At 48.3% G+C, this 16,234-nt stretch carries 18 protein-coding genes; 9 read left to right on the forward strand and 9 right to left on the reverse strand.

Annotated features, from left to right (window positions below; translation table 11 throughout):
* Window positions 1–36 precede the first annotated feature (36 nt).
* The 8 genes from tsaE (at window position 37) to H8705_RS09305 (ending at window position 4,647) form a co-directional block, all read left to right on the forward strand.
* Complete coding sequence (gene tsaE, locus H8705_RS09270) at window positions 37–465, forward strand: tRNA (adenosine(37)-N6)-threonylcarbamoyltransferase complex ATPase subunit type 1 TsaE (RefSeq protein ID WP_262395495.1); 429 nt, start codon at window positions 37–39, stop codon at window positions 463–465.
* The gene (tsaB, locus tag H8705_RS09275; RefSeq protein ID WP_262395496.1) at window positions 462–1,178 is read left to right on the forward strand and encodes a tRNA (adenosine(37)-N6)-threonylcarbamoyltransferase complex dimerization subunit type 1 TsaB; all 717 of its coding nucleotides are present in this window, start codon (window positions 462–464) and stop codon (window positions 1,176–1,178) included. The genes tsaE and tsaB overlap by 4 nt, the downstream gene beginning before the upstream one ends.
* The gene (gene rpiB, locus H8705_RS09280) at window positions 1,175–1,612 is read left to right on the forward strand and encodes a ribose 5-phosphate isomerase B (RefSeq protein WP_262395497.1); all 438 of its coding nucleotides are present in this window, start codon (window positions 1,175–1,177) and stop codon (window positions 1,610–1,612) included. Before tsaB ends, rpiB begins: the two co-directional genes overlap by 4 nt.
* A gap of 63 nt (window positions 1,613–1,675) precedes the next feature.
* Window positions 1,676–2,305 carry a uracil phosphoribosyltransferase gene (gene upp / locus H8705_RS09285; RefSeq protein ID WP_262395498.1) on the forward strand — a complete coding sequence of 210 codons (630 nt, stop codon included), beginning with the start codon at window positions 1,676–1,678 and terminating at the stop codon, window positions 2,303–2,305.
* A gap of 98 nt (window positions 2,306–2,403) precedes the next feature.
* The gene (locus H8705_RS09290; RefSeq protein ID WP_262395499.1) at window positions 2,404–2,754 is read left to right on the forward strand and encodes a sulfite exporter TauE/SafE family protein; all 351 of its coding nucleotides are present in this window, start codon (window positions 2,404–2,406) and stop codon (window positions 2,752–2,754) included.
* Entirely contained in the window at window positions 2,751–3,104 is a 354-nt protein-coding gene (locus tag H8705_RS09295; protein WP_262395500.1) for a sulfite exporter TauE/SafE family protein, read from the forward strand. Before H8705_RS09290 ends, H8705_RS09295 begins: the two co-directional genes overlap by 4 nt.
* A 65-nt stretch (window positions 3,105–3,169) precedes the next feature.
* Window positions 3,170–3,943: a M23 family metallopeptidase gene (locus H8705_RS09300; protein WP_262395501.1), complete on the forward strand. Its 774-nt coding sequence runs from the start codon at window positions 3,170–3,172 to the stop codon at window positions 3,941–3,943.
* A gap of 131 nt (window positions 3,944–4,074) precedes the next feature.
* Window positions 4,075–4,647, forward strand: coding sequence for a serine acetyltransferase (locus H8705_RS09305; protein ID WP_262395502.1), 573 nt, complete (start codon window positions 4,075–4,077; stop codon window positions 4,645–4,647).
* A gap of 372 nt (window positions 4,648–5,019) precedes the next feature.
* Here H8705_RS09305 and H8705_RS09310 read toward each other — a convergent pair whose 3' ends face one another.
* The 4 genes from H8705_RS09310 to H8705_RS09325 all read right to left on the reverse strand — a co-directional run bounded on the left by H8705_RS09310 (window position 5,020) and on the right by H8705_RS09325 (window position 12,071).
* Window positions 5,020–6,000, reverse strand: a complete 981-nt coding sequence (locus H8705_RS09310; protein ID WP_262395503.1) for a class B sortase — start codon at window positions 5,998–6,000, stop codon at window positions 5,020–5,022.
* A 215-nt stretch (window positions 6,001–6,215) separates the two neighbouring features.
* Window positions 6,216–9,713, reverse strand: coding sequence for a class B sortase (gene srtB, locus H8705_RS09315; protein WP_262395504.1), 3,498 nt, complete (start codon window positions 9,711–9,713; stop codon window positions 6,216–6,218).
* A 22-nt stretch (window positions 9,714–9,735) separates the two neighbouring features.
* Window positions 9,736–10,905 (reverse strand): tRNA uracil 4-sulfurtransferase ThiI, encoded by a 1,170-nt coding sequence (gene thiI, locus H8705_RS09320; protein ID WP_262395505.1) that lies wholly within the window; start codon window positions 10,903–10,905, stop codon window positions 9,736–9,738.
* Window positions 10,906–10,937: 32 nt separating this feature from the next.
* Entirely contained in the window at window positions 10,938–12,071 is a 1,134-nt protein-coding gene (locus H8705_RS09325) for a cysteine desulfurase family protein (protein ID WP_262395506.1), read from the reverse strand.
* Window positions 12,072–12,247: 176 nt separating this feature from the next.
* On the opposite strand from H8705_RS09325, the gene ypeB reads away from it, so the two are divergent.
* A complete protein-coding gene (gene ypeB / locus H8705_RS09330; protein ID WP_262395507.1) occupies window positions 12,248–13,615 on the forward strand; it encodes a germination protein YpeB in 1,368 nt (455 codons plus the stop codon).
* A gap of 60 nt (window positions 13,616–13,675) precedes the next feature.
* Here ypeB and H8705_RS09335 read toward each other — a convergent pair whose 3' ends face one another.
* From H8705_RS09335 to H8705_RS09355, 5 genes are all read right to left on the reverse strand, one after another.
* The gene (locus H8705_RS09335) at window positions 13,676–14,152 is read right to left on the reverse strand and encodes a peptidylprolyl isomerase (RefSeq protein ID WP_262395508.1); all 477 of its coding nucleotides are present in this window, start codon (window positions 14,150–14,152) and stop codon (window positions 13,676–13,678) included.
* A 16-nt stretch (window positions 14,153–14,168) separates the two neighbouring features.
* Window positions 14,169–14,600 (reverse strand): aspartate carbamoyltransferase regulatory subunit, encoded by a 432-nt coding sequence (locus H8705_RS09340; RefSeq protein WP_262395509.1) that lies wholly within the window; start codon window positions 14,598–14,600, stop codon window positions 14,169–14,171.
* 1 nt (window position 14,601) lies between these two features.
* Window positions 14,602–15,516 (reverse strand): aspartate carbamoyltransferase, encoded by a 915-nt coding sequence (pyrB, locus tag H8705_RS09345; RefSeq protein ID WP_262395510.1) that lies wholly within the window; start codon window positions 15,514–15,516, stop codon window positions 14,602–14,604.
* Window positions 15,517–15,645: 129 nt separating this feature from the next.
* Window positions 15,646–15,957, reverse strand: a complete 312-nt coding sequence (locus tag H8705_RS09350; protein ID WP_262395511.1) for a YbjQ family protein — start codon at window positions 15,955–15,957, stop codon at window positions 15,646–15,648.
* Window positions 15,938–16,159, reverse strand: a complete 222-nt coding sequence (locus tag H8705_RS09355) for a hypothetical protein (protein WP_262395512.1) — start codon at window positions 16,157–16,159, stop codon at window positions 15,938–15,940. The genes H8705_RS09350 and H8705_RS09355 overlap by 20 nt, the downstream gene beginning before the upstream one ends.
* Window positions 16,160–16,234: the final 75 nt, after the last annotated feature.

The raw sequence follows: 16,234 nt of genomic DNA on the forward strand, positions 1-16,234 counted from the left end.
GCGCTTATTTTAAAAATAGAAAGGAAGGACCCTTTCTTGATAGAATATATTAGCCATAGCACAAAAGAAACGGAGGCGTTCGCCGCTTCCCTTGCTCCCCGGCTTCATGCCGGGGATATTCTCGCCTGCCGGGGCGGCATGGGAATGGGGAAAACCGCCTTTGCCCGCGGCCTTGCCCAAGGGCTGGGCCTTCGGGACCAGGTGTCCAGCCCTACGTTTGCTTTGATACAAGAATATACTGATGGTAATATTCCTTTGTATCATTTTGATATGTATAGAATTTCCGGGTTGGAGGAGCTGTACTCCACAGGCTTTTTTGATTATTTGGATGGTGACGGGATTTTGTATATCGAATGGAGCGAGAACATTCAGGACGCTTTGCCTTGGGATCATCTGACATTGAACATCCAGCGGATTGACGAGGACTCCCGGTATATTACCCTAGAAGGAGGCGGCCGGTTTTGAAACTGCTTGCTGTAGACACCTCCTCCATCACCGCTAGCTGCGCTCTGCTGGAGGATAAAAAGTTGTTGGGAGAGTTTTTTTCCAATGTAAAACTTACCCATTCCCAGACGATTATGCCCATGGTGGAAAGCCTGCTGAAACAAACCCGTGTTTCTCTGGAGGAGATCGACGCTTTTGCCGTCACTGGGGGACCCGGTTCTTTTACCGGGCTTCGTATCGGGCTGGCTGCTGTCAAAGGGATGGCCTGGGCGCTGGAGCGGCCGTGTATTACAGTCTCTACCCTGGAAGCTCTGGCGTATAATCTGTATGGAATTGACTGTGTGGTCGCCCCGGTATTGGATGCTCGCTGCTCCCAGGTGTATACGGCCTTATTCCGTTGGGAGGGGGAACGTATCACCCGGTTAGAAGAAGATGACGCCATTTCTTTGCAGAATCTAAAAAATCGGTTAAAAAATGTAGAAAAGCCTGTTTTTCTGGTTGGAGACGGGGCGGAAATGTGTTATAATAATTTATGCCAAGAAATCCCCCATCTCCGTCTGCCTTCTCCTGCTCTTATCTGGTTAAGGAGTTCGGCCCTCGGAGCGGCGGCGCTGAGTTATGCCGCCGATGGAATTACAGTTTCTCCGGCCCAGCTCGCCCCCTGCTATCTGCGCCTTCCCCAGGCGCAAAGGGAGCTCCTGGCCAAAAAAAATAAAGGAGTTAAGGAAAAATGATTGCTTTAGCTGCGGACCACGGCGGCTTTGCTTTGAAGGAAGAAGTAAAAGCCTACTTAGAGGAAAAAAAGATTGCGTATAAAGATTTCGGCAGTTTTGACGGCGCGTCCTGCGATTACGCGGACATGGCCGCTCCTGCCTGCGATGCGGTCGTCGCCGGAGAGTGCGAGAAAGCTCTGCTGTTCTGCGGTACCGGCATTGGTATTTCTATGGCGGCTAATAAGATTAAAGGGATCCGCGCTGCCTGTTGTTCAGATTATTTCAGCGCCAAATATACCCGGCTGCATAATGACGCCAACGCCCTTTGTATGGGCGGGCGGGTAATCGGCCCGGGGCTTGCCATTGAATTGGTCGACGTGTTTTTAACCACTGATTTTGAAGGCGGACGTCATGCCCGCCGGATTGGAAAGATCGCAGAACTGGAAAACCGGTAAAAATAATGCTAGGCGGGATTTTCCGCCGACAGATAGAAATAATTGATTAAAGGAGTTACCGCCATGTCTAAACCGTTTATTATGGATCATCCCCTTATTCAGCACAAAGTCACTTTGCTCAGGGACAAAAATACTGGTTCCAAAGAATTTCGCGAACTGATCAATGAGGTAGCTATGCTGATGTGCTATGAGGCTACCCGTGATATGCCGGTAAAAGAAGTGGAGATTGAAACTCCCATCTGCATTACCAAATCCAAAGTAATTTCCGGAAGAAAAGTTGCTTTTATCCCTATCCTGCGGGCAGGCTTGGGAATGCTGGACGGCATGCTGAAATTGGTTCCGGCGGCTAAGGTAGGGCATATCGGTCTGTACCGCGATCCTCAAACCCATCTGCCAGTAGAATATTACTGTAAGCTTCCCAACGATATCAACGAACGGGATATTATCGTCCTTGATCCTATGCTGGCTACCGGCGGCTCCGCTATTGACGCCATCGACCGGCTGAAAGAATACGGCTGCGGCAATATCAAGTTTGTTTGTATCATTGCCGCCCCGGAAGGTCTGGAAGCGATGGCGCGCAAACATCCTGACGTACAGGTTTATTGCGGCGCTTTGGATGAGAAGCTCAACGACCATAAATATATTGTCCCTGGCCTGGGAGACGCTGGCGACCGGATTTACGGTACAAAATAAATTAAATTTAAGAATATCTAAAGGCGCTGTATGGAAACCTATTTCCATACAGCGCTTTTTTGCGCAATATAAATTTTATCAGAAAACGGTGACGTCCAATGAAAAGTTTAAAACTAATTATTATCGGGCTGGCTTCCGGCCTGCTCAATGGTTTTTTTGGAGCAGGCGGCGGAATTATGGCCGTCCCCCTGCTTCAGAAGGCGGGCGTTCCTACGGAGAAATCTCACGCCACCTCTATCGCCGTAATATTGCCTTTAACCCTGGTCAGTTCCTTGCTTTATTTAAAACTGGGGAGCGCCACATTAAACCAGGCGCTCCCTTATATTCCCCTGGGCCTTGCCGGAGCCATAGCTGGCAGTTTTTTACTCCCCCGTATAAAAACCAAATGGCTGCATAAAATCTTCGGTGTAATCGTCCTTTACTCCGCCGTCCGGCTGTTTTTCTCATGAATTGGTTTATCATTGGGCTGGCGTCCTTTCTAAGCGGGCTGCTAGGGTCCCTTGGGATGGGTGGGGGAAGCGTGTTACTGTTGTATCTGAGAATGGTGGAAAAGATAGACCAGCTTCCAGCTCAGGGGATCAACCTGGTCTTTTTTATTCCCATCGGACTGCTCTCTATCCTGCTTCACTGGAAAAACAAATTGGTTGAATGGAAATGTGTGCTATTGTGCGTCCTTTCTGGCATACCCGCCGTATTTTTAGGAGTATGGCTTTCCAATCTTGCTGGCAACAGTTTATTATCCAAGCTTTTCGCTGGTTTGCTTTTCTTGGTAGGCGTTCGGGAACTGATGCAAAAATAAGTGGTTTTGGATGGTATATTCTCTATTATTCAGGTTCAAAATAATACCGGAGGTGTAAAACATCAATGAACAATTCGTATAATCCTAAAAGTAAATTCAGCAAATTTATGGCTGGAAAGGGTTTTTATATTGCCCTTGCTGTATGTGTCATAGGCGCGGGAACCGCCGCATGGGTAGCGGTAGATAAAACCATCGCCCGGATTGATGACAGCAACAGTCAGATTATTGAACAAAATAATGTCACAACCCCACAGGAGCCAACCTATGGTTTCCCCGATTTAGAGGAAGCGGGAAAAGCCCAAAGCGGTGTAAACAAGCCGTCCGCTTCCTCTTCCTCGCAAGCGTCCTCTTCACAGCCATCCAAAGTGGATACCAAACCGCAAGAACAGTCCGTCGGTGTGCCGGGGCAGCAAAGTGTGCAGACATCCTCCTATATCTTGCCTCTGAGCGGTGAGATTTTTGGCCAGTACAGCAATGGGGAATTGGTAAAAAATGTGACTTTGAAAGAATGGCGTACCCACGACGGCATTGATATTAAAGCGGAAAAAGGCGCGGAGGTAAAAGCGGTTTGCGACGGCAAAGTTACCTCGGTAAAAAACGATCCTCTTATGGGAACTACAATAGAAATTCTGCATAGCGGTGATGTCACCTCCGTATATTGCGGTTTGGCGAAAGACGTTGCTGTAAAGGCGGATACGGTGGTAAAAGTGGGGCAGATCATCGGCACGGTGGATGAAATTCCTTGTGAAATTTCTTTAGACCCCCATCTGCATTTTGCCATGAAAATAGACGGCAAATGGGTTGACCCATTAAAAACCATGGGTAAAGTTTCAGAATAACTTCTTAATTGGATATAAGTAAATGAGCAAGTACCAAAAAAGCTGGCAGAAATTTCTGCCAGCTTTTTTGTTGTAGATTGGTGGAAAAAATGGTAGAATAATAGCAAATTTGGAAAGTGATGTGATTATTCTTGCTCAAAGATCTGCTGTTTTGCGTCCTTCGTCCTTTTCTCACTTGTTACGCTTTCGCCCGGTATAAAAACATCTGGGGGCTAAAGCGCCATTTAGAAACCTGCAGCCGCCCAGGGAAACTGATGCGGCTCACATATAGCCATTATTTTATGCGGCGGGGCAGTTTTATCGGCCTTGGCAGCCAAATGGAAACTACTCCCTGTTTTCCCCATGGCGTCCAGGGAATTTTTATTTCTGAAAAGGCGCGTATTGGCAAGGACGCTGTTATTTTTCAGCAAGTAACCATCGGTTCCAACAGTCTGAAAAACAGCGCTGGATATGGCGCTCCCGTATTGGGGAATAATGTTTATATCGGCGCGGGCGCTAAAATTATCGGCCGCGTCACCATCGGAAATAATTGCCGGATCGGTGCAAACGCGGTAGTTTATCAGGATATGCCGGACAACAGTGTGGCTGTATGCGCCCCTACCCGGATATTACAAAAAGAGAATTTGGACAATACCCATGTAACCGTCCTCGGCGGGATTGAATATTACTATGAGGATGGCCGGCTACATACGGCCGCTAAATAATTTTTATAAAAAATCCCAGCAAAACTTTGTTTTGTACCCGGACACCGTCCGGGCATGGTTTCGCCGTTTGCGAAACCATGGGATGCTCTTTGCAGCCTGCGCCCTAAAACGCAAAGCGTTTTCCCGCCAGAGGCGGGTACAAATCTTCGATTTGTCCGGCGCGGCTATAAAAAATCCCAGCAAAACTTTGTTTTGTACCCGGACACCGTCCGGGCATGGTTTCGCCGTTTGCGAAACCATGGGATGCTCTTTGCAGCCTGCGCCCTAAAACGCAAAGCGTTTTTCCGCCTAAGGCGGGTGCAAATCTTCGATTTGTCCGGCGCGGCTATAAAAAATCCCAGCAAAACCTTGTTTTGCTGGGATTTTTTATGATTACTGAATTTTCTTTGCCATTACTACAAAACGCTGGTTAGAACCAGGTCCCAACACACGGGTACAGGTAGACAGAGTAATTACCTGATCTGTAGCGGCGTTGACCGAGACTCCTAAGTCATGGATGCTTTTGGATTTTGCCGTATTATAGATAGACTGCATACTGGAAACGGACAAGTCCGCATAATTATAAGAGAAATCCAAAGTGGTGTAGAACACCGCAAACACCTGATAGAGATTATCTCCCGCCAGGGTAGTGAGGCGAATATATGGATTGGCCTTGGCAAAGTCCTCATGGTCGTAAGCTGCCAGCTGGGCAAACATTACATCTCCTCCGGCGCCAATTCGGGTAGGACGGTAAATATTGGTCCAGTTATGGCCGTACAGAACGGTATTCATAGAACTAATCTTTCCATCAGCACTTATCTTCGTATCAGAATCTGCCCAAATAACTCCGTTGGTACTATACTCTTTGTAATATCCTCTGCTTGTATAATAATCTGTATAAGGTCCTTTTACCACCGGATAGCTGATATTGGTATTGGAAATGGTAAGCCATCCAAACACATCGCTGTTAATTTTTTGCCAGCCTGCAATATCTCCCGCCGCCGGAGGAATAAAGACCGGGTTGTCGAAATAGTCCAGCGCCCGCTCGTCGATCACTTTGGAAAGCTGTTCCGCGGAAATAGGCACATGGCGGGTAGCGCTCGCCATTACGTCCACCTCCGGTTCGCTCTCTGCCGGTTCGCTCTGCGCTGATTCAGCGGAAGAAGGAGGCATCTCGTCTTTTGAGGAGGAGCTGTTGTTTTGGGAGTTTGTCTGCACAGGGACAGTGCGTTCTCCCGCTCCCTTGATCATAGCGTTTACCAGTGCCCAGGAGCCTCCAATTACAGCAACACACAATAAAACAAGTACAAGCCCATTTCGAAAAATCTTCGGGACATTTTCATTTCTAATATATGCCCGATAAGATTTTTTCATCCTAACTCCCATATAAAATAAACCGCGCAACAATTTTTTAATCAAATTCATGGAAAGCCCTCTTTCCCACTAAAATTCATATCAGTTTAAAATTATATCATAAATTGCGCCTCTTGTGGAGGGCTTTTAGAAAATTTCAAAGAATTTTTTCAGGAAAACTTTCCCAAACAAAAAGCGGCCGATACCATAAAAGTATCGGCCGCCGTTATTCCTTTTTATTTTACCCGGGTGCCAGGATAATAGTGTTCCAAAATATCCTCATAATCCCAGCCGTCCTTGGCATATTCGTTCGCGCCGGTTTGGCTCATCCCCACACCATGGCCGTAACCATAGGTGGTGAAGGTAAACTTGTCCGTATCATAGTCATAATCGATATCAAAACAAGCGCTGCGCAGACCCAGCATTTGTTCCCGTACTACCCGGCCGGTGGTTTTTTTGTTTCCAACCATAATTTTATCCACATAACCGCCTTCCGTATAGCTGAGAATTTCAAACCAATCTTCCGGATCGTCGCTTAAAGTAACTCCTAAAGCGGATTTGGCTTTCTTCTTTACCGCGCTGGCGGTCATTGTGGTTTTTACCCGGTAGTTTTTCACATTTTGATCTACCCAGCTTTCCACAGGAACAAGGTAACTATAGCTTCCTCCCCAAACATCCTCAGAAGAGTTGGTCATCCCGCAGCTGATGGCGTAAAAGGGGGTAAACGCAACTGAACGGCCATAATAAACCGCTTCTCCGGACACCGATTTCACCGCATTTTTTACTTTGGTGGATACCGACGACGCCATATTCAGCGAAGGAGTTAAGCCGCTGGCATTCTGATTTTTGATAAAAGAGTAAGCTGCCACCGCCTGCGCTTTGATCGCCTCTGTCTCAAAGGAAGAACCCACTTCTTTCTCCACGACTCCCGCCACAATGTTATAGGCGGTATCGGTTACCTTTTTTCCGCCGGAAACAATGGTCAGTTTTTCACTTTTATTAGAAGTGGTCATGGTAGATGTGGTAACAAACGTGGGTAAAATTTCTTCTTCCCCAATTTCCTCCCTTGGGTCCGTGGATGATTCTACAGGGGGAGCCTCAGAAGAGCTCTCCTCCTGTGAAGAGGAGGGTTCCTGAGAACTGGCCTGTTCCTGGCTGCTCGCCTGGGAACTGGAACTGGCCTCCTGACTGCTGGAGGAGGCCGCCTGACTGCTGGAGGAAGCTGCCTGACTGCTGGAGGAAGCCGCCTGGCTGCTGGAAGAAGCCGCCTGACTGCTGGAGGAGGCTGCCTGGCTGCTGGAAGAGGCCGCTTGACTGCTGGAGGAAGCCGCCTGGCTGCTGGAAGAAGCCGCCTGGCTGCTGGAAGCTCTCCGGCTGGAAGAATAGCTGCTGCTTTCTTCCCAATCTTCCGAGCTTTCCACCTCCTGATAGGAAGAGGTCGCCGACGAAGTCTCCTCTATCGATGTGGTGGTGGCACTGGAGGCCGCCGCCTGATTTTGAATTTGATAATAGACATCCGGCATCTTTGGATTTGGATTCCAAACAATATTGGCCGTATCCACTGCCGTATCCTCCCCTTCCCTTACCTGACGGGCTACGATCACCGTCCTGGCGTCCTGCCACTCATAAGAACAGGTGGAAAGGGTCAAAAACTTGTCTCCCGACTGAATATCCACCGGGAAATTATATAGGGAACGGGCTAACACTTCATTCACAAACGTTGAACGTTCCGTATCATCCTCAAAATCATTCATGGAGTTATAATAGAAAATTTCTCCATGTTCAATCCTGGTATTGGTAATAAAAATAGAGACGATCTTATATTCATGGTCCTTATATACGCTGGCAAAGGAAATTAGCGGATGGCTTTTTACGTAATCCAGCGCCTTATAATTCATCAGTTCCCCAAACATCTGGCCGTCGGTCATATTATGCCCGTAAATAACCAGATTGTCACTGGGCACAGATACGTCGCACCGATATTCTAAAAACGGAACGCCATATTTATTATCCTTGCGGTTAAAATCCCGGCGCAGATAATAATCATTGTCGTCGTACTGTACTACGGGGTAATTGATCTGCGTGTCCTCAATTTTCAACCAACCTCGGATATCCTCATTAAGGGCGTACAAATTGACGAATTTTTTCTGATACCCCTGAGGGTAATCATCCGGTACTTTCACATTGCTTTCATCCATGCCTTCCACATACATGCTTTCGATAGCGGCAGAAAGGTTGCTGTTGGCATAGGACTGGCCATAGAAGTGGATAATATATCCCGCAGAACAGCAGAATACCAGCACCGCGGTAATCAAAATCATTTTGCGGACGATCTCCCCTGCAGGATCTCCTTTCACAGGAAAGATAGCATAAGCCGCTTTTTTGTACCAGGGGGCGTTTTTATCCAGCTTCCTTTTGCCGGAAGGCGCGGTTTCCTCGTTGGAGGTAACATTATTTATCTTGCCTGCCAATGCCGCTTTCAAAGGCATTGCATTTTTATATGTCTGGGGCAGATGTTCCAAACACAGCCGCGTCATATTAAGAGCGTACAGGCAGGAAAGATACTGTACCATCTCCCTGGAATAGTTTTTCAGGTCCAGGCGTTTTACCCATACGTTTTCCCGATCGCATACCGCGATATAAACAAGGCCGAACTTCTTTGTATCGTCGCCCTTGTTCCCCATATTTCCAGTAATCGCCACACCAATCGTCCCGCCGCCCTGGGTCAACGCTCCATAGGCCATATGTACCGCGGTATGGGAACTTATCGGGCCATATTTTTTGAGAATTTTTTCCGGAACCTTCAAGGTTGCAGTCTTTAGGCGGCTGGACGCCGCGCTCACCCCATATACAAACGCCCTGTCGGCCCCTGATGTTTCGGTTAAAATCTGGGAGAGCATCCCGCCAGTGCCAGATTCCCCCACCGCAATGGCCTGCTGCTTTTCCAACAGCTGGGCTACCGCCACTTTGGGAAGACTGGGCGCGTCTACCCCGTAAACATTTTCACCCAGCGCCTTGGCCGCATCCTGCATCACAGGCACGCACAAATCAACAGCCGCATGTTTATTCGCCGCCCGAGCGGTAATTCTTACCTGCACTTCCCCCTGTTTTTCCAGCACCGCTACCGTTGGATTCTGACTTTTTACCAATTCTCCCAGCAGTTCGGTTGTTTTTTGTTCGGTGAGTCCAAACACATTAAGGGTTTTGGTAATGATGGAAGCGTCGGTAAACTTTCCAAGGTATGGCACAACGCTGTGGCGGAACATGGGGCCCAATTCCTTGGGCTCCTCCGGCAGCATTATAATAAACTGGTTTCCCGCAGAAAGAGCACAGCCGGGGGCTGTTCCACGCATATTGGGGAACACCACGCAGTTTTCCGGAACCATGGCCTGTTTTGCATATGCCTGCGGCATCTGCTGGCCGCTTTGCGCAAAAAACTCCCGAATTTTGCGCAGACTTCCCTCATGAAGGACCATCCTTTTCCCAAGGCCCTGGCACACTACTTCTTTGGTGATATCCTCCGGACCAACTCCCAAACCGCCTGTGATGATAACAATATCGCTGCGTCCAAGCGCCTGTGCAATGGCGCCCCTCAGTCGGGCAGGATTATCTCCTACTGCGGATTGATGCTGCAGACCAATCCCCAGCACTCCCAATTCTTTTCCAATAAACTGAGCGTTTGGTCCCGCCACTTCACCAGCCCGCAGGCCAACGCCAATTATCTCAGCTATCATTTGTTTCACCCCTTACAGGTCCTTACCCTATAATTTCAGTAGCAATCCCTTCAACGGCCTTATGAATAACCGCTTCTTCGTCCATGGCCTCTTCCGCCTTCAAAACCAGAGAAAGCTTCGGTTTTGTTTTCGGATGTTTTGGCGTAAAGACAGTGCAGCAATCCTCATAAGGCAGGATGGAAGTTTCAAAGGTATCGATCTTTCGGGAGATAGTTACAATTTCATCCTTGTCCATCCCGATCAGCGGGCGCAGTACCGGCATCTGACAGGCCACGTCTGTACAGGCGATCGCCGACAGTGTCTGGCTCGCCACCTGGCCTACGCTTTCTCCGGTAATTAAAGCGCCGCAGTCGCAGTCCTTTGCGATGCGCTCGGCAATTTTCATCATGTACCGGCGCATAATAATCGTAAAATATTCTTCCGGGCATTTCTCCCGGATCATTTCCTGTATTTCAGTAAAAGGCACTACCACAAACTTCATGCGCCCGCACCAAGGGGCCATTTTTTTACAAAGAGTGCGCACCTTTTCCAGCGCGTGTTCACTGGTATACGGCGGACTGACAAAATGCACCGCCACCAGTTTCAGCCCCCGTTTGGACATCATATATCCCGCTACCGGGCTGTCGATTCCCCCTGAGATAAGCAAAGCCGCGCTTCCGCTGGTGCCGATAGGAATCCCCCCGGCGCCGGGATGCTGGTCTGTATGGATATAAGCGGCAAAATCGCGGATCTCTACATATACTGTCACATCCGGATGATGCACGTCCACCTTTAAATGAGGAAAATGATCCAAAATCACTCCGCCCAGCTCCATGCAAATCTCTGGAGATTTCATGGGGAAGGTTTTATCCGAACGCTTGGCTTCCACTTTAAACGTGCGGGCGTCCTCCAATACCGGGGCTAAATAAACAACCGCTTTTTCTTTTATATCCTCAAAGTCTTTTTTCACAATTGCCGCCCGGCACAGCGCGGCGACACCAAACACCTTGTCCAGACGTTCCACAGCCTCGTCCAGGTCGATGCGCTCGTCAGCGGGCTCCACATAGATCGTGGACTGCGCCTTGTATATTTTAAATTTGCCCAGGCTCTCCAGCCGCCTGCGGCAGTTTTTCATAAGCGTATCTTCGAAAAAATTGCGGTTTAAACCTTTCAGGGCAATCTCCCCGCATTTAAGCAGTATTAATTCTTTCATTTAACTCCTACCAATCTTACCTATCAATCTCTTTAATGGGCCAGCTGCTCCATGCCTTCCTTTAATCCCTTAATCAGTTGGTCCAGTTGTTTTGTACGGGTATCATAAATCAGACTGATGCGCAAAGCGCTGTCTACCAGAGAAGGGGAAAGCCCCATGGAACGAAGCACATGGCTCAGCGCCCCTTTCGAACAGGCGGAACCGCTGGAGACATACACCCCTCGGCTTTCCAAAAAATGAAGCATAATCTCCGAACGGTAGCCCGGCACGGAAATATTCAATATATAAGGTGAGGAGTTTTTCGGGGAATTAATGCATACGCCCGGAATTTCCTCTAATTTTTCTACCAGATAATCGTGCAGCTTCTGGATTTTCTCGAAATTATCTGCTACTTTCAGTTCCCGGCAGGCCGCCGCAAACGCTGCAATCATCGGCAGACTCTCTGTCCCGGAACGGATGCCTTTTTCCTGAGATCCCCCATAAACCAATGGCAAAATCCGCACTCCCCGGCGGATATATAAAGCGCCCACCCCTTTGGGGCCGCAGATTTTATGCCCGCTGACGCTCATCAAATCAATTTCCATCTTGGATACCCGGAAAGGCAGTTTCCCAAACGCCTGTACCCCATCACAGTGGATCAAGGTCTCGGGATTTTTTGCCCGGATTAATTTCGCCGCCCGTTCAATGGGAAAAATTGCGCCGGTTTCATTATTTACATACATCATGCTCACCAGCGCGGTATGTTCATCCACCGCATCCGCCACTGCCTGGGCGTCCACCAGTCCGGTGCTGTCCGGGGAGATATAGGTTACTTCCCAGCCGGTTTCCTCCAGCCGTTTCGCAGCGCCTTCCACCGAAGAATGTTCCGCCGATGTGACTATCAGTTTTTTCCCCCGGCGGATTTTTGCCTGGGCGCCGCCGAAGATCGCCAAATTGTTGGATTCGGTTCCCCCGGAAGTAAAATAGACGCTTTCACTTTGGCATCCTAACGCCAGCGCCACTTCCTCCCGGGCCTTGGAAAGTTCCCGCGAAGAGACAACACCCATTGTATGCAGCGACGAAGGGTTTCCATAGCACTCCTTCATCAGCCGGGTTGCCGCCTGGATTGCCGCCGGACATACGCGGGTAGTCGCCGCATTGTCAAGATATGCCAATTTGTGTTCCATTCATTACATCCTTCCACCGTCTACAGCGCAGACATACCCTATTATCCGTTATATTATACATCATTTCCTATAGTTTTTCAAACGTTTTCACAAGTAAATTATAAATATTTTTAATATTTCTTCACAAAATAACTATGCGTATATATATTATTTCCTAAAACAGGAGGAGGACTTTTATGGATTTTCATATTTCCCGCCGAAACTTTGTACGAATACTTAGCTTTGCCATCGCTTTGATTATGGTGCTGGCAGGGCTGGTTTATCTTAATTATAAAAGCGCTATGGATTACCGCGGTCAGCTTCAGTCCACCTATGTCCGTTCTCTGGGGGAACTCTCCAGCTATCTTACCAATATCTCTACTGATTTGGATAAGGGGCAGTATATCGGAACCCCCGGACAGTTTTCCATTATGTCCGCCCGAATCTGGAAGGAGGCGGGCAGCGCTAAATCCGCCCTTTCCACCCTGCCGGTAAGCGAACTTCATATGGATAACACTTACCGTTTTCTTTCCCAGGTGGGAGATTACGCAATGAGCCTTTCTAAAAAAATAAACAGCGGCCTAACGCTTACAGAAGAAGAGCGTAAAAGCGCCCAGTCCCTTCAACAATATGGAAATAAGCTGAAAGAATATATCGATCAGCTTCAGCAAAAAATTCAGGACGGCCAGATTGATGTAACGGCGGTAAAATCCTCCTTCTATGAGAACGCCGGGGACGACGCCGAAGGGACAAAGGCCAAAAACGCCGGACTCGCCGGCGGATTTGAAGATCTGGAACAGACCATGACCGGATATCCTACCCTGATTTATGACGGACCGTTCTCCGATCATATCCTCACCAAACGCCCGGAACTTACCCGTGCGCAGCCTTCCATCACCCGGGAAGAAGGCAGGCGCAAGGCAGCCCTGGCCGCCGGACTGGTCGTATCTGATCTGGAAAATGGAGATGATGAAAACTCCAACATGCCTTCCTTTACCTATCAATGCGATGGGATCGCCGTAGGCGTCACCAAGTCCGGCGGCTTTGTCACCTATATGGTCAATTCCCGGGAAATTGGAGAGGAACGCCTTAGCTATTCTACCCTTTTAAAAAACGCTTCCGCTTATCTGGAAAAGCTGGGAATCGAAAATATGCGGGCCACTTATTATGAAACCTCCAACGGTATCTGCACCATCAATTATGCGGCGATGCAGGGGGAGGTTACTCTATATACCGACCTGATTAAAGTAGGGGTGGCGCTGGATGATGGGGCGATTGTCTTTTATGACGCCCGCGGCTATATCAATAATCACAAGGAACGTTCCCTGTCTGAACCTATGATCACGGTAGAACAGGCTCAGAAATCCTTAAGCGATCAGCTGGCGGTCCGCAGCACCCGCCTTGCTCTTATTCCTACTTCCGGACAAAATGAAGTTCTGACATACGAGTTTAAAACCACTACTCCCAAAGACGAAAATATTCTGGTGTATGTCAACGCTCAAACAGGGGCGGAGGAGCAAATTTTAATTTTAATTGAAACTCCCAGTGGAGTTCTTACAAAATAAAACGTCCGGCAGTGAAAATCGTTCACTGCCGGATTTTTTCAAACCGCTATATTTCTAAATTTAATCCTCAGTATAGGTGACCTTTGCCATTTTCTGTTCCACCTTGGGACGGTCTCCCCAACCGGTTTTAACCGATGCGATTTCATCCACCACATCCATGCCTTCCACTACTTTTCCGAAAGCCGCATATTGTCCGTCCAAATGGGGCGCGTCCGCATGCATAATAAAAAATTGGCTCCCTGCGGAATTAGGGTCCTGCGCCCTGGCCATAGAAAGGACGCCGCGGGTATGTTTCAAATTGTTTTCCACTCCGTTGGCTTTAAATTCCCCTTTGATATGATGTCCTGGGCCGCCCATGCCGGTACCTTCCGGACAGCCGCCCTGAATCATAAATCCTGGGATTACCCGGTGAAAGATCAGTCCGTCATAAAAGCCGTCTTTTACCAGGCTGATGAAATTTTCCACCGATATAGGAGCAATATCCGGATAAAGCTCAATCTTGATCTGTTTGCCGTTTTCCATTTCAATTGTTACCATAACGAAACTCCTTTGATCACTTAGTATTGGCACTGTACTCCTGTTCACAGTAGATACAGCGGTAGGTCGCTTTTGTCCCGTCTACCAGTTTAAAAATATGCGGCAGGCTGCGTTCGGCAGACGTAACACACCTTGGATTTTTACACTGAACCACATTGGTTACCATCTGAGGCAGGGTAAGATGCTTTTTTTCAATAATATTTCCCCCGGCGATAATATTTACCGTGATATTGGGATCGATAAATCCCAGCACATCCAAATCCAGGTCAATTTTGTCCTCGATTTTAATGATATCCTTTCTCCCGGATTTTTTGCTGCGCACATTTTTAATAATCGCTACGCTGCAATCCAGCTTGTCCAAACGCAGAAACTTATAAATTTCCATGCTTTTTCCAGCCGCAATATGGTCGATAACCACACCTTTTTCCAGGCTATCCACGTTAAGCATCCTATTCCACCTCCAGCAGTTTAAGGATCAGAGCCATTCGGGCGTATTTTCCAAACAGCACCTGTTTAAAATAACAGGCTCTGGGATCCTTGTCCACTTCCGTGTCAATCTCATTTACTCTGGGCAAGGGATGCAGGACGATCATATCCTTTTTTGCCAGCTCCATTTTTGGCATGTCCAAAATATAACTGTCCCGCAGGCGCACATAGTCCTCCTCGTTAAAAAAGCGTTCCCTCTGCACCCGGGTCATATACAAAACATCCAGCTGTTCAATCACTTCTTCCAGCCGTTCCGCCTCAACAAAGGGAATATCCTCTTTTTCCAATATCTCCCGGATATAGTCCGGCACCCTCAGTTCCTGAGGGGAGATCAGCACAAAACGGATATGGGGATATCGGGTCAGCGCCTTTATCAAAGAATGAACCGTGCGACCAAATTTCAAGTCGCCGCACAATCCTACGGTCAAGTCCTCTATCTTTCCTTTCAGCCGCCGGATCGTCAGCAGATCGGTGAGGGTTTGGGTTGGGTGCTGGTGTCCGCCGTCCCCGGCATTGATTACCGGGATATTGGAATAAAGAGACGCTACCTTGGCAGCGCCTTCTTTTGGGTGACGCATAGCGCAAATATCGGCATAGCACTGTACGACTCGGATAGTATCGGCGATGCTTTCCCCTTTGGTGGCGGAACTGGAATCCGCCGACGCAAACCCCAGCACGCTTCCCCCCAGTTCCAGCATGGCCGCTTCAAAACTAAGCCGTGTTCGGGTGCTTGGCTCAAAAAACAGCGTGGCGATTTTTTTGCCGTCGCATTTATGGGCATACGCCTGCGGCCGGGCAATGATATCGTCCGCCAAGTCCAACAGCCCGTCCACCTCTTCGCAGGACAAATCCATGGGTTCAATCAAATGTCTTACCAAAAAAACACCCCCGGTATATCGTAAAACGTTCCTTTGATTTCTTCTCCTAAGTGTACAACATTCCTTGTTGGGACGCAACCCCTTTTCCACAAGAAAAGCGTCCCGGACATTTGATCCGGGACGCTAATGTTATTTAAATTTTACCGCGGTGCCGTAAGCGATAACTTCCGCCGCCCCCTGCATGATTGCAGAGGAGGCATAACGGATATTGACCACCGCATCCGCGCCCATTTGTTCCGCTTCCTCCACCATACGCTTGGTGGCCAAAGCTCTAGCCTCGTTCATCATTTCATTGTATGCTTTCAGCTCTCCGCCTACTAAGGTTTTAAAACTCTGGGTAATATCCTTCCCAATATTTTTAGACTGGATCGTGCTTCCTTTTACCAGACTGAGCATTTCCAATTCTTTTCCGGAAATATAATCAGTATTTACTAAGATCATCTTCTTCACCACTCCTAATCTCTTTTATTCGTTCTATCAAAACAAAGACAGAAACACAAATCAGGGCAAGAGGGATTGCCGCCCCGATAAGTTTTCCCACCAGCGGGAAAGGAACTACCGCCCATATTGCCACATAACCCAAAAAGAGAAGCACCAAAATTGCCGTGATAATCAGCGGCGCCATCATCTTTTTCATCTTCATCCGGCTTTTCTCACTCCCCACAGGTTTATTATAACATTTATCCGCCGTTAAAACAATTTTTACTGCGTCCGTTCC

It is taken from the genome of Youxingia wuxianensis (assembly GCF_014385085.1).
GTDB lineage: Bacteria > Bacillota > Clostridia > Oscillospirales > Ruminococcaceae > Youxingia > Youxingia wuxianensis.

Excerpts from the sequence above, each read along its gene's own strand:
- rpiB (WP_262395497.1), top strand. The coding sequence starts at position 1,175 with ATGATTGCTTTAGCTGCGGACCACGGCGGCTTTGCTTTGAAGGAAGAA.
- upp (WP_262395498.1), top strand. The coding sequence starts at position 1,676 with ATGTCTAAACCGTTTATTATGGATCATCCCCTTATTCAGCACAAAGTC.
- H8705_RS09290 (WP_262395499.1), top strand. The coding sequence starts at position 2,404 with ATGAAAAGTTTAAAACTAATTATTATCGGGCTGGCTTCCGGCCTGCTC.
- H8705_RS09295 (WP_262395500.1), top strand. The coding sequence starts at position 2,751 with ATGAATTGGTTTATCATTGGGCTGGCGTCCTTTCTAAGCGGGCTGCTA.
- H8705_RS09300 (WP_262395501.1), top strand. The coding sequence starts at position 3,170 with ATGAACAATTCGTATAATCCTAAAAGTAAATTCAGCAAATTTATGGCT.
- H8705_RS09310 (WP_262395503.1), bottom strand. The coding sequence starts at position 6,000 with ATGAAAAAATCTTATCGGGCATATATTAGAAATGAAAATGTCCCGAAG.
- srtB (WP_262395504.1), bottom strand. The coding sequence starts at position 9,713 with ATGATAGCTGAGATAATTGGCGTTGGCCTGCGGGCTGGTGAAGTGGCG.
- thiI (WP_262395505.1), bottom strand. The coding sequence starts at position 10,905 with ATGAAAGAATTAATACTGCTTAAATGCGGGGAGATTGCCCTGAAAGGT.
- H8705_RS09325 (WP_262395506.1), bottom strand. The coding sequence starts at position 12,071 with ATGGAACACAAATTGGCATATCTTGACAATGCGGCGACTACCCGCGTA.
- ypeB (WP_262395507.1), top strand. The coding sequence starts at position 12,248 with ATGGATTTTCATATTTCCCGCCGAAACTTTGTACGAATACTTAGCTTT.
- H8705_RS09335 (WP_262395508.1), bottom strand. The coding sequence starts at position 14,152 with ATGGTAACAATTGAAATGGAAAACGGCAAACAGATCAAGATTGAGCTT.
- H8705_RS09340 (WP_262395509.1), bottom strand. The coding sequence starts at position 14,600 with ATGCTTAACGTGGATAGCCTGGAAAAAGGTGTGGTTATCGACCATATT.
- H8705_RS09350 (WP_262395511.1), bottom strand. The coding sequence starts at position 15,957 with ATGATCTTAGTAAATACTGATTATATTTCCGGAAAAGAATTGGAAATG.
- H8705_RS09355 (WP_262395512.1), bottom strand. The coding sequence starts at position 16,159 with ATGAAGATGAAAAAGATGATGGCGCCGCTGATTATCACGGCAATTTTG.